General features: G+C 58.5%; 23 protein-coding genes. 14 read left to right on the top strand and 9 right to left on the bottom strand.

All coding sequences use genetic code 11. The features are described from left to right. Positions 1–65: 65 nt before the first annotated feature. The 3 genes from ACA056_RS08270 (at position 66) to ppnP (ending at position 2995) form a co-directional block, all read left to right on the top strand. Positions 66–2027: an acetyl/propionyl/methylcrotonyl-CoA carboxylase subunit alpha gene (locus ACA056_RS08270; protein WP_497271797.1), complete on the top strand. Its 1962-nt coding sequence runs from the start codon at positions 66–68 to the stop codon at positions 2025–2027. A 71-nt stretch (positions 2028–2098) separates the two neighbouring features. Next, positions 2099–2641: a 3'-5' exonuclease gene (locus tag ACA056_RS08265; RefSeq protein ID WP_497271795.1), complete on the top strand. Its 543-nt coding sequence runs from the start codon at positions 2099–2101 to the stop codon at positions 2639–2641. Between the two features lie 69 nt (positions 2642–2710). Further along, the gene (ppnP, locus tag ACA056_RS08260) at positions 2711–2995 is read left to right on the top strand and encodes a pyrimidine/purine nucleoside phosphorylase (protein ID WP_007940055.1); all 285 of its coding nucleotides are present in this window, start codon (positions 2711–2713) and stop codon (positions 2993–2995) included. 85 nt (positions 2996–3080) lie between these two features. Here the strand turns inward: ppnP and ACA056_RS08255 are convergent, their stop codons facing one another. Both ACA056_RS08255 and ACA056_RS08250 read right to left on the bottom strand, forming a co-directional pair. Beyond that, positions 3081–3887, bottom strand: coding sequence for an MOSC domain-containing protein (locus ACA056_RS08255; protein WP_497271792.1), 807 nt, complete (start codon positions 3885–3887; stop codon positions 3081–3083). Between the two features lie 138 nt (positions 3888–4025). Beyond that, positions 4026–4961: a chemotaxis protein CheV gene (locus tag ACA056_RS08250; RefSeq protein ID WP_046049189.1), complete on the bottom strand. Its 936-nt coding sequence runs from the start codon at positions 4959–4961 to the stop codon at positions 4026–4028. A 462-nt stretch (positions 4962–5423) separates the two neighbouring features. On the opposite strand from ACA056_RS08250, the gene ACA056_RS08245 reads away from it, so the two are divergent. From ACA056_RS08245 to ACA056_RS08235, 3 genes are all read left to right on the top strand, one after another. Then, a complete protein-coding gene (locus ACA056_RS08245) occupies positions 5424–5894 on the top strand; it encodes a hypothetical protein (RefSeq protein WP_497271790.1) in 471 nt (156 codons plus the stop codon). A gap of 342 nt (positions 5895–6236) precedes the next feature. After that, entirely contained in the window at positions 6237–7130 is an 894-nt protein-coding gene (locus ACA056_RS08240; protein ID WP_497273503.1) for a sensor histidine kinase, read from the top strand. Then, positions 7127–7786 (top strand): response regulator, encoded by a 660-nt coding sequence (locus tag ACA056_RS08235; protein ID WP_497271788.1) that lies wholly within the window; start codon positions 7127–7129, stop codon positions 7784–7786. Before ACA056_RS08240 ends, ACA056_RS08235 begins: the two co-directional genes overlap by 4 nt. On the opposite strand, the gene yegS is transcribed toward ACA056_RS08235, so the two are convergent. Further along, on the bottom strand, positions 7770–8687 hold the full coding sequence (gene yegS, locus ACA056_RS08230) for a lipid kinase YegS (protein WP_497271786.1): 918 nt from the start codon (positions 8685–8687) through the stop codon (positions 7770–7772). The genes ACA056_RS08235 and yegS overlap by 17 nt on opposite strands. A 229-nt stretch (positions 8688–8916) precedes the next feature. On the opposite strand from yegS, the gene ACA056_RS08225 reads away from it, so the two are divergent. Further along, the gene (locus ACA056_RS08225; protein WP_497271784.1) at positions 8917–9231 is read left to right on the top strand and encodes a hypothetical protein; all 315 of its coding nucleotides are present in this window, start codon (positions 8917–8919) and stop codon (positions 9229–9231) included. Between the two features lie 60 nt (positions 9232–9291). On the opposite strand, the gene ACA056_RS08220 is transcribed toward ACA056_RS08225, so the two are convergent. Continuing rightward, a complete protein-coding gene (locus ACA056_RS08220; protein ID WP_497271782.1) occupies positions 9292–10518 on the bottom strand; it encodes a molybdopterin molybdotransferase MoeA in 1227 nt (408 codons plus the stop codon). Then, the gene (gene moaB, locus ACA056_RS08215; RefSeq protein ID WP_046049182.1) at positions 10502–11041 is read right to left on the bottom strand and encodes a molybdenum cofactor biosynthesis protein B; all 540 of its coding nucleotides are present in this window, start codon (positions 11039–11041) and stop codon (positions 10502–10504) included. Before moaB ends, ACA056_RS08220 begins: the two co-directional genes overlap by 17 nt. Before the next feature lie 81 nt (positions 11042–11122). Here moaB and mobA point away from each other — a divergent pair, with 81 nt between their 5' ends. Together mobA and ACA056_RS08205 are read left to right on the top strand one after the other, a co-directional pair. Beyond that, positions 11123–11725 carry a molybdenum cofactor guanylyltransferase MobA gene (gene mobA / locus ACA056_RS08210; RefSeq protein WP_008145886.1) on the top strand — a complete coding sequence of 201 codons (603 nt, stop codon included), beginning with the start codon at positions 11123–11125 and terminating at the stop codon, positions 11723–11725. Positions 11726–11801: 76 nt separating this feature from the next. Next, positions 11802–12023 carry a YgdI/YgdR family lipoprotein gene (locus tag ACA056_RS08205; protein WP_033059146.1) on the top strand — a complete coding sequence of 74 codons (222 nt, stop codon included), beginning with the start codon at positions 11802–11804 and terminating at the stop codon, positions 12021–12023. A gap of 88 nt (positions 12024–12111) precedes the next feature. On the opposite strand, the gene ACA056_RS08200 is transcribed toward ACA056_RS08205, so the two are convergent. The 3 genes from ACA056_RS08200 to ACA056_RS08190 all read right to left on the bottom strand — a co-directional run bounded on the left by ACA056_RS08200 (position 12112) and on the right by ACA056_RS08190 (position 13797). Further along, on the bottom strand, positions 12112–13002 hold the full coding sequence (locus ACA056_RS08200) for a pseudouridine synthase (protein ID WP_497271779.1): 891 nt from the start codon (positions 13000–13002) through the stop codon (positions 12112–12114). 71 nt (positions 13003–13073) lie between these two features. Continuing rightward, the gene (locus ACA056_RS08195; protein ID WP_008145883.1) at positions 13074–13391 is read right to left on the bottom strand and encodes a hypothetical protein; all 318 of its coding nucleotides are present in this window, start codon (positions 13389–13391) and stop codon (positions 13074–13076) included. Between the two features lie 169 nt (positions 13392–13560). Continuing rightward, positions 13561–13797, bottom strand: coding sequence for a glutaredoxin family protein (locus ACA056_RS08190; RefSeq protein ID WP_111452360.1), 237 nt, complete (start codon positions 13795–13797; stop codon positions 13561–13563). A 210-nt stretch (positions 13798–14007) separates the two neighbouring features. On the opposite strand from ACA056_RS08190, the gene ACA056_RS08185 reads away from it, so the two are divergent. Then, positions 14008–15720: a cation:proton antiporter gene (locus tag ACA056_RS08185; RefSeq protein ID WP_497271776.1), complete on the top strand. Its 1713-nt coding sequence runs from the start codon at positions 14008–14010 to the stop codon at positions 15718–15720. Here the strand turns inward: ACA056_RS08185 and ACA056_RS08180 are convergent. After that, on the bottom strand, positions 15717–16925 hold the full coding sequence (locus tag ACA056_RS08180; protein ID WP_497271774.1) for an ammonium transporter: 1209 nt from the start codon (positions 16923–16925) through the stop codon (positions 15717–15719). The genes ACA056_RS08185 and ACA056_RS08180 overlap by 4 nt on opposite strands. Before the next feature lie 306 nt (positions 16926–17231). Between ACA056_RS08180 and ACA056_RS08175 the strand changes: the two genes are divergently transcribed. The 4 genes from ACA056_RS08175 (at position 17232) to ACA056_RS08160 (ending at position 19562) form a co-directional block, all read left to right on the top strand. Next, positions 17232–17546, top strand: a complete 315-nt coding sequence (locus tag ACA056_RS08175) for an ElaB/YgaM/YqjD family protein (RefSeq protein WP_140683442.1) — start codon at positions 17232–17234, stop codon at positions 17544–17546. 1 nt (position 17547) lies between these two features. Then, the gene (locus ACA056_RS08170) at positions 17548–17937 is read left to right on the top strand and encodes a phage holin family protein (RefSeq protein WP_497271772.1); all 390 of its coding nucleotides are present in this window, start codon (positions 17548–17550) and stop codon (positions 17935–17937) included. After that, positions 17934–18275: a hypothetical protein gene (locus ACA056_RS08165; protein ID WP_497271770.1), complete on the top strand. Its 342-nt coding sequence runs from the start codon at positions 17934–17936 to the stop codon at positions 18273–18275. The genes ACA056_RS08170 and ACA056_RS08165 overlap by 4 nt, the downstream gene beginning before the upstream one ends. 123 nt (positions 18276–18398) lie before the next feature. Next, a complete protein-coding gene (locus ACA056_RS08160) occupies positions 18399–19562 on the top strand; it encodes an EAL domain-containing protein (RefSeq protein ID WP_497271768.1) in 1164 nt (387 codons plus the stop codon). Positions 19563–19575 lie beyond the last annotated feature (13 nt).

The following is a 19575-nucleotide window of genomic DNA, read 5'->3' as shown; positions in this document are numbered from 1 at the left end:
AATGTGGGAGCGAGCCTGCTCGCGATGAGGCCCTGACATTCACCGCAATACCATGGGAATAAAACATGCCCGGACTCAGAAAAATCCTGATCGCCAACCGCGGTGAAATCGCCTGCCGCATCCAGCGCACAGCCCAGGCCCTGGGCTATCGCACGGTCGCGGTGTTCAGTGATGCCGACGCCGATGCGCTGCATGTGCAAATGGCCGACGAAGCCGTGAACGTCGGCCCGGCCCCGGTGCAGCAGTCCTATCTGAATATCCCGGCCATTCTCGATGCCGCCCGGCGGACCGGGGCCGACGCGATCCATCCGGGCTATGGCTTCCTCTCGGAAAACGCCGGGTTCGCCCGCGCTTGCCAGGATGCCGGCATCACCTTCATCGGCCCCAGTCCCGAAGCCATCGAACTGATGGGTAGCAAACGCCTGTCGAAACTCGCCATGCTCGATGCAGGTGTACCGTGCATCAAGGGTTATCAGGGCGCAGAACAGGACGACACGACCCTGAGCCGCGAAGCCGCGCGCATCGGCTATCCATTGATGATCAAGGCCAGTGCCGGCGGTGGCGGGCGGGGCATGCGCCTGGTGCACGAGGCCAATGATTTGCTCGAGCAACTGCGCACCGCCCGCTCCGAAGCGCTGCATGGGTTTGGCAGCGACGAACTGATTCTCGAGCAAGCGCTGATTGACCCGCGTCACGTCGAAATTCAACTGTTCGGCGACCAGCACGGCAACCTGATCTACCTTGGCGAGCGCGACTGTTCGATCCAGCGTCGCCATCAAAAAGTCATCGAAGAAGCACCCTGCCCGGTGATGACCGCCGAACTGCGTCAGTCCATGGGCGAAGCGGCGCTCAAGGCGGGTCGCGCAGTAAATTATGTCGGCGCTGGCACCGTCGAGTTTCTGTTGGATGTGCGCGGGGAGTTTTACTTTCTGGAGATGAACACCCGACTTCAGGTGGAACACCCGGTGACCGAATTGATCACCGGCCTCGATCTGGTGGCCTGGCAGTTGCACGTCGCCGAAGGACTGCCTCTGCCGTTGCGCCAGGAGCAAGTGCAGCTCAACGGCCATGCCATGGAAGTCCGTTTGTACGCCGAAGATCCGGCACAGGGTTTTCTGCCACAAACCGGTCGCATCACCGCCTGGGAGCCTGCGTTGCAGCGCGGCGTGCGGATCGATCATGGCCTGATCGAAGGCCAGACAGTCAGCCCGTTTTATGACCCGATGCTGGGCAAGATCATCGCCCACGGCGCCACCCGCGAAGAAGCCCGGCGCCAGTTGCTGCGGGCGGTGCAGGACTGTGTGCTGCTCGGCGTGCAAAGCAATCAGCGCTTGCTCGCCAGCCTGCTGGAACACCCGCAGTTCATCAGTGGCGAGTTCAGCACCGGGTTCATCCAGACTCACTTTGCCGAGCATCCCTGCCTGCATGCGCATGTGCCGAGTACCGAAGAATTGGCCATCGCTGCTGCGCTGTTCTATCAGGCCTCGGCGCAGGTTCATCCCGCGCCACTGGCCGGTTGGCGCAACAACGCCAGCGTGCCGTTGCACTATCGAATCGGCCTCGAGGATCAGGATTGGCCGGTGGAATTGAACGCTGTGCCGGGTGAACCGTATCGGATTCAAGTTGCCACAACGCCCTTTGAATTGAAGATCATCCAGTGCGATGGACGCTGGGCCAGCCTGGAAATCAACGGTATCCGGCGACGCCATGCTTATCGTCTTGAAGCCGGGCAACTCTGGCTGTTCACCCGTCCCGGCAGCCTGCGGCTGGTGGACCGGACGCAGGCCTTGGTCAGCAGCCAGGCCAGCGTCAGCACCGGCACCCTCAAGGCTCCGATGGACGGGGCGATCGTCGACGTGCTGGTGACTGAGGGCAGCCCGGTCAGCAAAGGCCAGTTGTTGGTCGTGCTGGAGGCCATGAAAATGGAGCATCCGCTCAAGTCGGGCATCGACGGCGTGCTCAAACGCTTGCAGGTCAGGGTCGGTGACCAGGTGAAAAATCGGCAGATTTTGTTGGAGGTCGAATAAGCCGCTAGGCGGATCCGCCGGGTTTGGCTACGCTCAAGCCCTATCAGGACGCGGATACCAGGAACCCTGCGATGCCTCACTGGCTGGTCATTGATCTAGAAGCCACCACCGATGAGGGTGGTTGGCCAGTAACGGAAATGGAAATCATCGAAATCGGCGCCACCCTGGTGGACCGCAAGGGTCGCGAGCTGGATGCGTTCCAGCGTTTCGTCCGGCCGCTGCATCGGCCCTTGCTGACGCCGTTTTGCCGGCAACTGACCCACATCACCCAGGCCAACATCGATGCCGCGCAGCCTCTTGGCGAGGTCTGGGCCTCGTTCGAGCACTGGCTCGGTCTGCATCGCTCGCGCCTCGAAGGCTGGGCCAGTTGGGGCGATTACGATCGCAAACAGTTGGTTCAGGAGTGGGATCGCCTGCAACTCGATAGCGCCCTGAGCCGAGTGCCGCACATGAACCTCAAACAGCGCTTTGCCAAGGCTCGCCGACTGGAGCGCCCGCTGGGGCTTAACGGCGCGCTGCAACTGGCGGGCATGCAGTTCAATGGCCAACAACACCGGGCGCTGGAAGATGCGCGCAATACCGCACGATTATTGCCACTGGTTCTTCCGTCTTAGAGAGGTGACGCCGGCATGGGCCTTGTGCATACTGGCCGGCCCTTTTCAGCCCTTTTCGAGGAATCGCCCATGTTTAAAGTCAACGAGTACTTCGACGGCACCGTCAAGTCGATCGCCTTTGGCACCGCTGAAGGTCCTGCGACCATCGGCGTCATGGCACCGGGCGAATACGAATTCGGCACCAGCCAGCGTGAAATCATGCACGTGGTGTCCGGCGCTCTGACCGTCAAACTGCCGGATAGCAGCGACTGGGAAACCTTCGCCGCCGGCAGCCAGTTCAACGTGCCCGCCAACAGCAAGTTCCAGCTGAAAGTGGCCGTCGACACCGCTTACCTGTGCGAATACCGCGGCTAAACCCCTGGGTTTTCACAGCGACAAGAAAATGCCCGCGTCCTTGGACACGGGCATTTTTTGTTCAAGGGCAGTCATTCAAATTGTCTTATTCCAGTACCGTCACCGGCATACCGACTTCAAGCCGGCCATCGCTGTCGTTGACCAGGTTCTGTCCGAACATCGCGCCGTCGGCTTCGGCACGGTATTTTTGCAACGTCGCCAGAGGTTCACGATCTTCGCTGCGCTCACCGGTTTGCGGGTCGATGGTGGTCAGAATGCAGCGTGAACACGACTTGACCACGCGGAACTCGACCTCGCCGATGCGGATGCGCTTCCAGCCATCTTCGGCATACGCCTCGCTGCCCTCGATCACCAGGTTGGGCCGAAAGCGCAGCATTTCCAGCGGGCGGCCGACTTTTTGCGACAAGTCCTCCAGTGAGGCCTGTCCGATCAGCAACAGCGGAAAGCCATCGGCGAAGGCCACCTGATCATCGTCCTTGCCGTAGCCGGCCTGGGTGGTCCGTGCGCGATCAAGAGGTACTTGTACCAGGCGAGTCGGTTTGCCAATGAATTCACTGACCCAGGCACCCGCCTCGTCACCGGCATCCGGCACACGCAACGTATCGCGCCAAATGGTCACGCCACGCAGTTCCGCGTCGCTGGCAGGCAAGGCGATATCGATCGGTGAGCGGCCCGGCGCACTGAGGGTCAAGCCACCATCGGCATTCCACAACGCCGACAGCTGACTCATCTGTGCCACCGCACGCTGGGTCAGAAAGCGCCCGCTGGCCTCGTCCACCAGCATCCAGCGTCGATCACCGTCCAGGCCCAGCTTGTCGAGGCTGACCTGCTGCAGGATCTCACCCTTGCCGGATTTCAACGGATAACGATAAAGCGCGCTCAGACGCAACATGGCCAGCTCCCTGGTGGGCAAAAAACGCCACCCTATACGAGCTTGATCGCCGAATCAAAGGCCTGTGGCGAGGGGGCTTGCCCCCGTTGGGCTGCGCAGCGGCCCCAAACACTGCCACCGCACACTTCAAGATCGTTATCAGGCAGGCACTTCATCAAGCATCAGACGCTGGCGCACCACATCGACGAGTTTGTCCGGCTGGAATTTGGAGAGGAAGTTGTCGCAGCCGACCTTCTTCACCATCGAGTCGTTGAAGCTGCCGGACAACGAGGTATGCAGAACCACATAAAGGCCACGCAGACGCGGGTCGTTGCGGATTTCCGTGGTCAGGCGATAGCCGTCCATCTCCGGCATTTCCGCGTCGGTGAAGATCATCAGCAGTTTGTCGGTCATGTTCACACCGGTATCGGCCCAGGCCTTGAGCATGTTCAGTGCCTTCAAGCCATCGCTGGCGATGTGCATCTTCACGCCCAACTGACCCAGGGTGTCGCGCAATTGCGACAGGGCCACGTTCGAGTCGTCCACCAGCAGCACTTCACGGCCACGGGCACGTTCCAGAACCGGATCGTCGAGTTTGTCGCGCGAGACCTTGGCGTTGTACGGGACGATTTCCGCGAGGACTTTTTCGACGTCGATGATTTCCACCAACTGGTCGTCGACCTTGCTGATGGCCGTCAGGTAATGCTGACGACCGGCGCTGGCCGGCGGCGGCAGAATGGCTTCCCAGTTCATGTTGACGATACGGTCCACACCACCGACCAGGAACGCCTGCACCGAACGGTTGTACTCGGTAACGATGATCGTACTGGTCGGGCTTGGCACCAGCGGACGCATGCCGATGGCCTGGGACAGGTCGATCACCGGCAGGGTCTGGCCACGCAAGTTAACCACACCGCAGACAAACGGATGACGCTGGGGCATCAGGGTCAGCTTCGGCAGTTGCAGCACTTCCTGCACTTTGAACACGTTGATCGCGAACAATTGCCGTCCGGCCAGCCGGAACATGAGAATTTCCAGGCGATTCTCACCCACCAGTTGCGTGCGTTGGTCTACCGTGTCGAGAATGCCGGCCATCAATGACTCCTGGGCTTGTTCTGATGAATTCACTAAAGGGGGTTATCGGCTGTTTTTGCCGGACCTTGACCCCCGTGTAAAATGCCACGACCAAACATTGATGTCACATTAACATCATGCTTTACTGGCCAGGTGATTTCATCTGCCTTATTGCCTGCCGCGAGACCTCGTTTCGTTCGGTTGGTTCCCCCGTGTAAGGGATTCCCCTAGTAGCAATCAGGCCCGACCTGATATTCGCAATATCCAATAGCCATTAATGTGACGCCATTCTCATTGCATGAACGGAGTCAGGCTTTTGTGTGCGATCGCAGGTAAGTGGCCATCCACCCTATCGAGTTCCCCAGCCTGCAGCCAGACAGGCCGGCGCGCGATCTCACGACGGCATGACAATGCGGGGACTCTGATCGTCCCCGTCGACACACACGACATTCCCGCATTTGACATGACGTTGTGGAGATAAGCATGCCGAACGATCGTAAAGAGTGGGCTCAGCGGCTCCCGGAGTTTCTCGTTGAAGCTGAGACACTCCTGGTTAAAACCGAGGAATGCCTGAGTCATTTGCAACTGATCAGCAATGACAAGGATGCCATCGACTGCATGCTTAGCACCCTGCTCAAACTGGCCAACAAGGCTGATGCGCTGGCGCTGGCAGCCGTTTCGGAGTTTTCGTTGCACATTCATGGTTTGCTGAGCCACGCCCAGAACCACATGGATTTACACGACCAGGCCTTGGGTGCACTGAAAGACTGCCTGACGTTGATCGCCTGGCAACTCGAGCTTATCGATCAGAAGACCGGCCAACTCAGCCTTGATGACAGCGAACAGACATCCCTGATCGAAGCCTTCGCCTTTCAGGTCGGACACAGTCAGTTTCAGTCCCCCGCTAATTCCAAACCGTTCACACTCGTTTCCTTTGCAGGTCGGCAAGCCTGAATTATCGGGCCCCTATGGTGTGCTGCGAATTTCTATTGCGATGATTGCCTCTCTAACTTTAGCGGGCTCATGTCGCAATTGAATATCCCATACCTGTTTACGACAACTCGAAACAAATAAACCATTCTTGCCAGCCAACTTTTTCCATTATGGAACTGCTGTCCATAAATGCTTATTTCCTGACTCTGCAGACATATATACCAAACGCGACCAACGGTATCTTAAGTGGTATTATGCCGCCCATTAGTTGACGTCAATTAATGGCAGAGTGACTCAAGACAGAGACCCGTCATCCTCGATGCCCGGTCTTCCCGCAGCGAACATCCATTGGCTCCATCCGCTATGTACGCCAGCCTCAAGTCAATCACCCTAAGGCCACCCTTCCCAAAAAACGCGCGTCTGGTCACGCTTGTGTTGTGTACCTGCTCGGCGCTTGGCTGCCTGCTGGTTTATAGCCTGTCCACTCCCCTGCCGCTGAGTCTGCTGGTACTCAATATCGCCGCATTGGCCTGCGTCTGGTTGCAGTATTGTCTTTCGCGCAAGTCGATAAAGTTTCAACCCCAGGAGTTGGCTGACCGACTGTTGGAGGTTCAGGAAAACGAACGTCACCGGCTCAGTCGGGAACTGCATGACGACATCGGCCAATTGCTGACCGCGGCAAAACTTCAAAGCGACTGGCTCAAACGCCGAATGCCCGAAGAACTTCAGGGCCAGTGTTCGGTGCTCTGCGACACGCTGGAAGAAACCCTGGCCAAAGTGCGAGACGTATCGGCCATTCTCAATCCGAGGCAACTGACCAGTCTCGGGCTGGAAGCCAGTCTGCGTGCGCATTTACTCAAGACGCTGGCCAACACGCCGGTGCACTGGAGCCTGGAATGCCATCAGCGTTTGGCCGGTATACCGGAGGAAATGACCCTGGCCGCCTTTCGAATCACTCAGGAAGCGGTGACCAATATATTGCGTCATGCCGAAGCGAAAAACCTGTTGGTCCGCCTGCAACGCCTGCCTCAGGGCCTGACACTGTTGATCAGTGACGATGGCCTGGGATTCGCGCCAGCGACCGATCCAGGTCGTGAGGGGCAACGTGGAATGGCAGGGATGTCGGAACGGATCAATCAGTTGGGAGGCACACTGAGCGTGACCAGCGAGCCGGGCAAAGGCACTCAAATCGAAGCCCTCTTCCCCTGGGCGCCCCGTGCGCTCGAACGGGCCAGTACGAATAAGGTTATGCGTTGACTTGTAACTTACTTCTGGTGGATGACCACTCGCTTATCAGGGCCGGCGTGCGCGCTCTGGTGCTGGATATTCCCGGCTATGCGGTAATCGGTGAGGCCAATGACGGCTCGCAGTTGCTCGAGATGGTCGAGCAACTATCCCCCGACATCATCCTGCTGGATATTTCCATGAAGGAAACCAGTGGCCTTGACGCATTGCAGCGACTCAAGCGAGTACGCCCGCAGAGCAAGGTGCTGATCCTGTCGATGCACACCGATCCTGCACTCATCATGCAGGCACTGGAATCCGGTGCACATGGCTACCTGCTCAAGGACACCACGGCTACCGAGCTCGAACATGCCCTGGATGCCTTGCGTAACAACGAACGCTACCTCAGCCCGGCCATCGCCCACACCGTCATCAACCAGGCGCTGACCCGAACTCAGAAAAACCAGCCGGAAACTGCCGACTCGCACAACCTGACGGCGCGTCAGCTGGAAATCCTTCGGCTGATCGTTCGCGGAAAATCCACCCGGGAAATCGCCAATGGCCTGGGCCTCAGCATCAAGACCGTTGAAACCCACCGCTCGCAGATCATGAAGCGCTTGCAGATCTACGATGTGGCGGGCCTGGTGCTGTTCGCCGTGCGCGAGCAGATCATCAGCCTGGATGATTGATCAATTGCGATGAGCCCAGCAGCGGCGAGTTTTCAGGTAAATGCACGCGCAGTGCCGCTGGACGTGTCGAGAAACGCAAGTTGTCACCTTCCAGAGGTTCGCCATCGAGGTTGATGTAGAGGCCTTCCGAGACTTTGATTTCGACCCATGGCAACCGGACTCGCACAAACATGTTGTCGATGCCGAAGCCATCGGCGAGCAGGGTTTTCAAGGTGCCTACGACTTCCTGCGGCGCAGGCAGAATACTGATGTCCAGCAGACCGTCGTCAGCCAGCGCTTCTGGACACAACACATGTCCACCGCCGGCCTGCCGGCCATTGCCGATGCCCAATGCCAACAGCTCGCCACTCCACTGGAAATCAGGCCCCTGCAACTCGCCATAGGCTGCGTGCAATTCACTGAAGCGCGATAAACCGGTGAACAGGTAAGCCGCACCCCCGAGGATTTTTTTCAAGTCCTCCGAGGTGCTTGCCGTGACCTGACTGCCAAAACCGCCCGTGGCCATATTCAGGAACACCTGCCCGCCGACCTCCCCCAGATCAATGGCGCTCGGTGCAATGTCGAGAAGCTCCAGCGCCTGCGCGGGCTCCAGAGGTACGCCGGCGGCACGCGCAAAATCATTGGCGGTCCCCAAGGGCATCAGTACCAGACTGGCCTGCGTCGAATGCGCCGCCAAGGCTTCGGCAATATCACGCAAGGTACCGTCACCGCCACCGGCGATGATCTGCATGTAGCCTGCCGCCAGTGCTTCATCTACCAGACGCTGTGCGTCGCCCGCTTCCCAGGTCACTCGAACGGCCAGCTCCCAACCCTGTTTGCGCTTGTCCGCAACGGCAGAACGAACCGCCTCGTTGAGCGCTTGCTTGCCATGCAGAATCAACAGCGCCTTGCGTTCGCTCATTAGTTGTCACTCCCATGATTGAATTCCGTATGGGAGATGTTGACCTCATCTCGCCACATAAAAGTCGCAAGAATTTGAATTATTTGAAGTCGAGCCGTATGGCGTCCTACAAGGCGGGACTTTTTCTTACAAGATGTGAGGAATCGGCTCAATTGACCGACGAATGCGATTGGTACACCTTGGCACCTGCAGTTATCAAACATCAGCAGGAACTACACAAGGACGTGCCATGCAAAGCCAAGAGATCAGGTCACCGGCCATTCCGGTTGCACCGTTCGCAGAAAAACGCGCCAATCATCAAGCTGAATTCAAAAACAGCGCAAAGCCCATTGGAGAGGCTGCTATGGAATCTCGCGTCGTTGAATTGGAGACACACCTCAAATACATCCGACGAGACATGGATGAAGTCCGTAGTGACGTCAAATCCATAAAACACAGGCTTGCCTATTCGGCTATCGGAACAGCCGTCGTCATCGGGGTTCTGGCCTGGATCGCCAATAGCCGTTTCGACCAGGTCGTGACACTCCTGGCTCACCAAGGGTAAGCCATGAACGCAAAACCCGGTTCGATCAACCGGGTTTGCGCAGTAAGCCAGCGGCAGGAGTCAGCTCAGGACTTCGCTCAGCGGGATGAAGCTCACGTAGTCACCTTCGATCAGCGTGCGATCCTCCAGCACCTCAACCAGACCATCAGCCCAGGCAGCGCTACGCAGTACACCCGAACTCTGATTCCTGTAGATAATTGCCCGGCCATTCTCCAGACGTCCGCGCAAGTACTCGCGCCGATTGCCTGCTTTTGGCCATGCAAACCCTGCAGGCACCTGAAACTTCAGGGGCTCAATCTCTTTTACACCCTGTCGGCGCAAGAGATAGGGCCTTGCCAACAAAGCAAAGGTCACCAGCGTTGAAGCCGGATTGCCAGGCAAACCAATCACAGGTACGCCGCGAAAATGCCCGAATGTCAGCGGTTTGCCGGGTTTGATGGCGAGTTTCCACAACGTCAACTCGCCCTCTTCACGCAAGGCAATGCCCAGAAAGTCAGCCTCTCCCACCGAGACACCACCGGTGGAAAGGATCAGATCGACATCCTTCAATTCACCCAGTTGAGTGCGGGTGGTCGCTAAATCATCTGGAAGAATTCCGGCATCGATCACCTCACAGCCCAGGCGCTGCAACCAACTGCACAGCAACACTCGATTGCTGTTGTAGATCTGTCCCGGCCCCAGAGCCTGACCCGGTTCAATCAGTTCATCCCCGGTGGACAGAACAGCAACGCGAACCTTGCGAATCACGTCCAGCTCTGCGCATCCCAGCGATGCAGCCAACCCCTGTTCGATCGGCCCGAGGCGCGTGCCGGCTAGCAGAATCAATTCACCAACAGTAGCTTCCTGGCCTTGAGGACGAATGTTTTGTCCTCGGGCCATGGTTTCGGTGAAACGTACTCGCTCATCCGCCTGAACCTCGGTGTTTTCCTGCATCTCGACGCAATCTGCACCAGCGGGCACTGGCGCACCGGTGAAGATTCGTGCACAGGTGCCAGGCTTCAAGGGCTCCGGAGTCTGACCGGCAAAAATCTTCTGGCTGACCACCAGTGGCTCTCCGGTCCAGTCGGACACGCGCAAGGCATAACCGTCCATGGCACTGTTGGGCCAAGGTGGCAGATCAAGCGTCGAGACCAGGTCATCGGCCAGCACCCGGCCCTGAACCTGCGCCAATGGCAAGCGTTCACGCTCACGAATCGGTGAGGCTTCGGCCATTGCCAGCAAGCGTGCCAGCGCCACCTCGACAGCCATCAGACTGCCAGTCTTGCCTGGCTTACCCGCGGGATTCACAGGGTGCCGCCTGTTTGAGATGAGCGACGAAGTTGCACGGGCGGTGCCGCGAATCCAGCTGCTCGGCGAGAATGCCATCCCAACCGGTGCGCACGGCATTCGTCGAACCTGGCAAGCAGCAGACCAGCGTGCCATTAGCCAGGCCAGCCAAGGCACGGGACTGAACAGTAGAGGTGCCAATATCCGCCACCGATATCTGCCTGAACAGCTCACCAAAACCGTCGACCTGTTTATCCAGCAGGCAACTCACCGCTTCCGGAGTGCTGTCGCGTCCTGTGAAACCGGTACCGCCAGTGATCAGCACCACCTGCACGACATCGTCGGCAATCCAGTTGGCGACTTGCGCGCGAATTTTGTAGAGATCATCTTTGAGCAGAACCCGGGCCGCCAGGTTATGGCCGGCAGCGCTCAAACCGTCGACGAAGACCTGGCCTGAGGTATCGGTTTCCAGGGTACGGGTATCGCTGACCGTCAGCACCGCGATGTTGAGCGGTGCGAAAGGTACATCAGCCTTGGCTTTCATAGGCTCATCCAGTTGTAGGAGAAACAGCCCGGTGTTATATCACAGCGCCTCATTTTTTCGCCGCCCCCATGGAGACCTGCCATGACCTCGAATACACATTTGCCGCCCTGCTCCATTCTGCTCCTGGCAGGTGGTCGTGGCCAACGCATGGGCGGTCAGGACAAAGGGCTGCTGGAATGGCACGGCGAGCCATTGATTGCCCACTTGCACCGCAAGACCCGTTCACTGAGCGATGACCTGATCATCTCCTGCAACAGAAACCTGGAAAAGTACGCGCCCTACGCCGACCAGCTGGTTCATGACGATGAAGGCGACTTTCCTGGCCCCCTGGCCGGTATTCGCGCAGGCCTGAAGGCCGCCCGCCATGCGCATTTGCTGGTGCTGCCTTGTGACGTACCACGCATAGACGCCGCGCTGCTCAATAGCATGCGCGACTCCGCCAGCCAGCACCCGGACCAACCGCTGATGCTTCGCCATGGCGAACACTGGGAACCTCTGCTGTGCATCATCCCCGTGGCACTCTCGGCCGATTTCGACAGTGCCTGGAACGACGGCGAACGCAGCCCGGGTCGCCTCATGCGCAAACTGGGCGCTACGGCCCTGCAATGTCCCGACAATGATCCTCGCCTGGCCAACCTCAACACACCAGAACTGTTAAGTGCCCACAACTCTGTGTCAGACTGACAGGAGAAGGAACTTGCACGCGCTGTACACGTCTCAAGCTCAGTAACCAAAAGAATTCATATTCGGAGACACACTCATGACTCAACGGACCCTCGCCACTTTCATGCTCGCACTGGGCCTCGCTACCCTCGCCGGTTGCGCATCGCCTACAGTGATCACCTTGAATGACGGTCGAGAAATCCAGGCTGTCGACGCGCCAAAGTTCGATAAGGATTCGGGTTTCTACGAATTCGAACAACTGGATGGCAAGCAGACCCGCATCAACAAGGATCAGGTTCGTACCGTTAAAGAGCTGTAATTTTTGCGGTGACAACCGGATATGGAAAAGCCCGCTTTATGCGGGCTTTTTCGTGGCTAAAGATCAGCAGATTCGCTGAACCTCGTGATCACCACTCCAGGGTGATGGAGCTTTCGAATGTTCTTTCCTGGCCGGTGACCGGGTCCACAAACCGTAATCCCTGAGCGAGTAGTTTCAAAGGATTGGCATAGTCATCCTCAACATCCTTGAGTACCTGCGGATAAAACGGGTCGTTGCAGATGCTGGCGCCCAAGGCTGTCATGTGCACCCGCAACTGATGCTTCTTTCCCGTCACCGGGTAAAGCGCATAACGCCAGAGGTCACCGTTCTTCTCCCTGACGTCGACTGCCGTCTCGGTATTGCTGACGCCGGGACCTTCTTGCATGCGGAAGAAAGGCTCGCCATCGATGAGCCGACTCTTGTGGACCAATGGAAAAGAGAGTTCAGGCAACCCTCGGGCAATTGCCTCGTAGCGCTTTTCGATCTGCCGCGTAGGAAACAACGACTGATAGGCAGAACGGCTCTGAGGGTTGGCGGAAAACAGCACCAACCCCGCTGTGTGCCGGTCAATGCGATGTAAAGGCACCAGATGCGGGTTATCGAGTCGACGGATCAGCCGTCGCAACAGGGTCTGCTCCACGTATTCACCCGCCGGGGTCACTGGCAGAAAATGCGGCTTGTCCGCCACGACCAGATGCTCATCCGCGTACAGAATCGACTCAACCACCGGGATCGGCTTTTCGTCCGGCACCTCACGGAAATAATGAATCCGCAAGCCTTCCTTGTAAGGCAGATCAAGGGCGATCGGCATGCCGTGACCGTCGAGGACACGTCCGCGAGCGATTCTGTCCAGCCATTGTTCACGACCGATGGCGCTGAAGTGTTCGCACAGACAATCGAGTACGGTCTGCCACGGGCCAGGCGGCAAGTAGAGCGTGCTGGCCTGGTTGTGTGCAGCAGAAAAAGATGAAGTGGACATACGAAAGTTCTTACCCTCAATACAGGGCGGCATTATCCAACAGCGGCCGGAACGAACCTAGAAGAGAATCCTCAAGCCGGTATCTGCGTGCGCGCGGCCGCTTCGGTGAACTCCTTGAGCCAGCGAAGCACATCGACTGCCTCCCAGCGACCAGGATCATAAAGCGCATACAACAATCCCTGATAGCCCACGACATCCAGCTGCCGGTGATAACCCGCGCGCTGGAACAAGGCTTCGATTTCGGCGAAACAGGTATTGAAGTGCAGTTTATTGAAGGGGGTTTTTCCTTCTGTCACCAGGCCATCCAGACGTAACTCGAGGACAGCCTCGCGCACCACGTCCGCCGACATCCGGTTCACGCTGTTCTTCAATTGTTCGACATTGACCACGATTCATCCCTCTCACGCCCGGACCGCTTGCCCAAACCCGAAAACCAAGGGTGCAAGGCAGGCATCACGAATTACTGTATACGCATACAGTATCCGATCAGCACCGGTAAAGCCAAGAGGATCCATCGCAAAGTTCGACAGGCGGGAACACCACCACCGCAACCACCGCTTAACGCAGGAACGCCACTACCTGATCGGCACTGAACGGCCAGCCCAGCTCAGCGCCAGTATCGACCCGCCGTAATACCGGAATACGCAGACTGTAAGCTTCGAACCATGTTTCGTCGTCCGCGATATCCACCAGTTCCACCAGCAGACCGCGCTCGACAAATTCCATCAGCATGGCTTCGGCGACTTCACAGAGATGACACCCAAGGGTGCCGAACAGCTGACATTCAGGAAGCATGAGCGCTCAACCGAAAAAATTAAGTTTCCATTCTAGGCCTGCCCCGAAAAGCCGTCGAGCCATTGAATACTCTACCCTTGAGCCATGAACGGCAACGGATCGCGGCAATACGCTGATGCACATCAGTCGCCTTCAATACCCTTTGCAACATGCTCACGGTTTTTTTTGCCTCTACGCTTGAGTTGCCAGCGTCCACCACCGGAGTTTTTTGTGTTCGCCAACCTGTTGATCATCCTCGCCTCCTCCCTGGTGGTGATCGCACTGTTCCAGCGCCTGCGATTGCCACCGGTGCTGGGCTACCTGTGCGTGGGGCTGATGATTGGGCCAACCGCTTTCAACTGGGTGAATGAAAGCGAAGAGCTGCCGGACCTCGCCGAGTTGGGCGTGGTGTTTCTGCTGTTCTCCCTTGGTCTGGAGTTTTCCCTGTCGAAAATGCTCGTGTTGCGCCGAGTGGTGTTCGGGCTTGGCAGTCTGCAGGTGCTGTGTTCCGGGATGCTGCTAGGGGGTTTGCTGATGCTGCTCGGCATGTCGATCACGCCTGCGCTGTTACTCGGCGCCGGCCTGTCGCTGTCTTCCACGGCCATTGTCAGTAAAGAGCTGAGCAGTCTCGGAGAGATTTTCAGCAGCCACGGCCAGAATGCCATCGCCGTGTTGCTGTTCCAGGACGTCGTGGCTGTATTGCTGCTGACCCTGGTGCCCGTGTTCGCTGGCAGCAGCGACCAGGCCTGGTATTGGGCGCTGCCGCTGACGCTGGGTAAAACCGTCGTATTGTTCGTCGGCCTGCTGCTGGCCAGTCGCTGGTTGCTGCCACGGCTGTTCCATGAAGTGGCGGCTGCCCGTTCCCCGGAACTGTTCGTGCTACTGGCGCTGGTGATTGTTCTGCTGACGGCATGGCTGACGCACCTGCTCGGTCTCTCCCCGGCCCTGGGTGCGTTTCTCGCCGGCATGCTGCTGGGCGAAAGCCACTACCGCCATCAGATCGAGGCGGACATCCGACCGTTCCGCGACATCCTGCTCGGGCTGTTCTTCGTCAGTATCGGCATGCTGATCGACTTGCAGTTGTTCGCCAGCCACGGCCTGCTGATTCTCGGCCTGACCCTGGGGTTGTTGCTGCTCAAGGGCAGCGTCGTTGCGCTGCTGGTCAAATGGCGTGGCAGCGATGGCGAAACCGCCTGGCGCAGCGGCCTGGCATTGGCCCAGGGCGGTGAGTTCTGCTTTGCGCTGATGGCACAGATGCAGCAGAACAAATTGATGCCCGCGGATTTTGGCGGCCTGTTGCTGGCGGCGACCTTTTGCTCGATGCTCGTCACGCCGTTGTTGCTGCGCGCCGCACCCCACATCGCCACACGCCTGCACCGCAAACCCAACGAAGAAGCAAAACTCGAAGAAATCAGCGCGCTCAATGCCGGGTTACACAACCATGTCGTTATATGCGGCTACGGTCGTGTAGGTCAGTCAATCGGACGCGCACTACGCAACGCGCAGCAACCCTACATCGCACTGGATACTGATCCGGTGCGTGTCCACGAAGCCGCCGTTGGTGAAACCTGTGTGCACTATGGCGACTCACGCCGCGGTGAACTGCTGGTCGCGATAGGGCTGGAGCGCGCCAGGCTGTTGGTGATCGCCGTGGATCAGGCCGACATCGCGTTGCTGATCCTCAAGGAGGCGCGGCGACTCAACGCGACCGTGCCGATTCTGGTGCGCACGCGCGACGACAGCCAGCTGGCCGAGTTGAAGGCAGCCGGCGCCAGCGAAGTCGTGCCCGAACTGCTGGAGTCGAGCCTGATGCTCGCCTCCCATGCGCTGATCATGCTGGGATTACCTGCGCATCAAGTGCAGGAGCGGGCCGACCAGATACGGCACGACCGCTATCGTCTGCTGCACGGTTTCTATCCTGGCGCTGACGACGAAGAGACCTAGTCCTGGCTGACAGCGCCGATCTTGTGCACCGACAAGTCCGCACCGTAATACTCTTCTTCCTGACTCAGGCGCAGACCATGGAACGCCTTGATCACGCCATACACGGTAAAGCCGCCGGCCAGCGCCACGACCACCCCCAGCGCGGTGCCGATCAACTGGCTGATCAGACTCACGCCGCCCAAACCGCCCAAAGCACTTTGACCGAAGATGCCGCAGGCGATTCCGCCCCAGACGCCACACAAGCCATGCAACGGCCAAACCCCCAGCACATCGTCGATGCGCCATTTGACTTGAGCCGCAGTGAAGCACCAGACAAACAATGCGCCGGCGATGACACCAGTGATCAGCGCACCCACCGGGTGCATCAGATCGGAACCGGCGCAGATCGCCACCAGCCCGGCCAACGGGCCGTTATGCAGAAAGCCAGGGTCATTGCGCCCGACGATCAGCGCCGCCACGGTACCGCCGACCATGGCCATCAGCGAGTTCACCGCCACCAGTCCGCTGACACCTTGCAGGGTTTGCGCGCTCATCACGTTGAAACCGAACCAGCCAACGATAAGGATCCACGACCCCAGCGCCAAAAAGGGAATGCTCGAGGGCGCGAACGCCACCAGTCGCCCTTCGCGATAACGACCATTGCGCGGCCCGAGCAACAACACCGCCGCCAGAGCCAGCCAACCACCCATGGCATGGACCACCACCGAGCCGGCGAAATCATGGAAGCTGGCGCCAAAGTGCTCCAGCAACCAGGCTTGCAGACCAAAGTTGCCGTTCCAGATCATGCCCTCGAAGAACGGATAGATGAACGCCACGATCAGTGCCGTCGCGCACAACTGCGGGACAAACCGGGCACGCTCGGCAATGCCGCCGGAAATGATCGCGGGTATCGCCGCAGCAAAGGTCAGCAGGAAGAAAAACTTCACCAGCCCATAGCCATGATCAGCACTGATCACAGCCGCCGGTTGCATGAAGGTCACCCCATAGGAAATCCAATAGCCTATAAAGAAGTAGGCCAGGGTCGAAATGGCGAAGTCGCTGAGGATCTTCGACAAGGCATTGACCTGGTTCTTTTGTCGAACCGTGCCGACTTCAAGAAAGGCAAAACCGGCGTGCATCGCCAGCACCATGACCGCGCCGATCAGAATGAACAACGTATTGGAGCTATGGACCAGACTGTCCACAGCGCTTTGCAGATTTTCCATGGGGTTGGCAGACCTGAAGGCTAAAAAAGCACCAAAGCAGTTCGCGCAGACAATTCATGCACCAAGTTGCACCTTGTCAGGATCAGCAGATTGATCCCGATGAGCCGCTTTGGCGCACAAGGTTGGAACCTTTGCGCGAGTTTTCATTATTTGAGATAAGGTTTTGCTCGAATCCTGCCCAGCAACAGCGCAACGGCGCAGGCAGACGCACCACGACGTAGCAAAAGTTGTACCAGTCATTTGTACTGAACCTTCGCGCAAGGCTCATACTCGAACGTTTCAGAAGCCACTTACGGAGATCCACCCATGGCCAGCATCAAGGCAAAGACTGCTCAAGAAATCCTGATGAACGATTTTCAGACTCTGGTCAACGACACCGAACGGTTGCTGGAACACACCGCAACATTGGCCGGCGATCAGGCTGATGAGTTGCGCGAGCAAATCCACGACAGTCTGCTGCGTGCGCGCGAAACCTTGAAATTGACTGAAGACTCCCTGCGCGAACGCAGCAAGGCCGCCGTTACCGCCACCGAAGACTATGTCCAGGCCAACCCTTGGCAATCAGTCGGGATCGCGGCGGGTGTGGGTTTCCTGATTGGCTTGCTGGCCACTCGGCGCTGATATGGCGATCGGCGAATCCGGCTCGTCCGCGACGGGCCCAAGCTCCTCAACGCGGCGCCTGGGTGCTGCTTTTCTTGGACTGCTGCACAGCCATGTCGAACTGTTCGGCATCGAATTGCAGGAACAAAAAGCCCGCACGGTAAGCCTGTTGCTATTCGCAGGCCTGGCGCTGGTTTTTGCCTTGCTGTTGCTAGTGGGGTTGTCGACGCTGGTGATGATCCTGTTTTGGGACACCTATCGCCTGGCGGCCATCATCGGGCTCTGTGTTTTCTACACACTTGCGGCTATTTTCTGTGCGATGCGCTTGAGAGCGGCGATTTTCGATGAATCCTCGCCCTTCCATGGCACCCTGGAAGAGTTGGCCAACGATCGGGAGCGTCTGCTGCCATGAGCCTGCCTGAACTGCCTCACAACAGCTCGCGCACCGAAATGCGCAAGGCGCTGATCCGCCTGCGCATGGAAATGCATCGCCAGGAAATCCGCCACGAATCCGCGCAACTGCTGCAACCCTTGCAGCGCGTACGCGGGATGACGCAAAACCTGCAAGATGGCTTCGGCATCAAGCACGCTCCACTCTGGGGCGTGGCAGCCGTCACCTTGCTGGGCTTTCTGACAGGTAAGGGCGCCAAGAGCGGTGGCGTCAGCAGCCTCACTCGACTGGTTCGTCTGGGCACCACGTTGGGGCCATTGATCAAGCTGGTCATGCAAGGCTCTTCGCGTAACCACTAAGGCCGTTATCTGGCTGCATTCTTGCAACATCTGGATTGAACCTCTTTATCGAGGGGTTCAATCCTGCGTGCCTGCCCGGTGAACAGGTTTTATCCAATAACAAGACCTGACCAAGGAGGCCTCGTGATCGACGGGCAACCGCTCGCCTGTTTTCAGCCGTTCATCGATACCGCCACCGGCCGTATCGCTGGTGTCGAGGCACTGGGAAGATTGTTCCAGGCCGACGGTCAATTGACCTCGGTGGGGCCGCTGTTCGCCGACCCGCGAACGCCCGCCATCGCGCTGCGTCGCCTGGATCGCCAGATCCGCGATAACGCGCTGAGCCGTCTACATGAAGCGCCCTCGGACTGGTTTCTGAGCCTGAACATATCGCCACGCTGGATCAACCGCTTGCGCCCGGGCCAGGCTCTACCGAGCCTCAAGCAATTGAGCAAGCACAACGTCGACCCGCAACGCATTGTCTTTGAGATCACCGAACTGGGGGGCGATATTCAGCGCCTGGCCGACGTCGTCGCACGCTACCGACAGGCCGGCGCGAGGATCGCCATCGATGATTTCGGTGCCGGATACTCTCAACTTGATCGCGTACTCGCGCTGCAACCGGACATTCTCAAACTCGACATGCGCCTGTTCCAGGCCGCTGCGTTGGGTGGACCGAGCAGCGACGTGGTCAAGGCTCTGGCGCAAATGGCGGAAAAAACCGGTTGCTGGATCATCGCCGAAGGGGTGGAAACCGAGGCTCAACTGAGTTTTGCCCTGGAGTGCGGTTCACGCTACGTTCAGGGTTTTCTGTTCGCCCGGGCACAAGCCGGTTTCTTTGCCACGGACGCCTTTGTCGAGCGCTTCGCGCAACTGCGTCAGCGCTATGTTCAGCAGAAGCTGGATGAGCGCGGTCGTCTGATGATCATGCGCCAGCAACTCGGCGAGCTGATGACCATCCTGCAAGCATGGGCTCAGGCCCGCGCGCCGCTCTGCGCCTTGCCACAACTGGATGCGTTTCCCTGGTTGCTGCGCTTCTACCAATGCGACCGCCACGGCACGCAGCTGACGCCCAACCTTGAATGGCGCAACAATGGCTGGGAGGCCGACAATCGCTACCTGGGCCACAACTGGTCATGGCGCCCCTACTTCTATCACCTGCTGGCAGAGGGTTGGGATGAGCGCAGGTTGACGCTCTCCAGTACTTACCGCGATGCCACCAGCAACCAGTACTGCCTCACCGCCGGGCAATTTTTCGACCACGGCGAGCGACTGCTGCTCATCGATATCGACGCCGCCGGGCTGTAGTTCCGCTTGCAGG

It is taken from the genome of Pseudomonas sp. LBUM1666, assembly GCF_059695775.1.
This window is presented reverse-complemented; position numbering and strand designations above follow the sequence as displayed.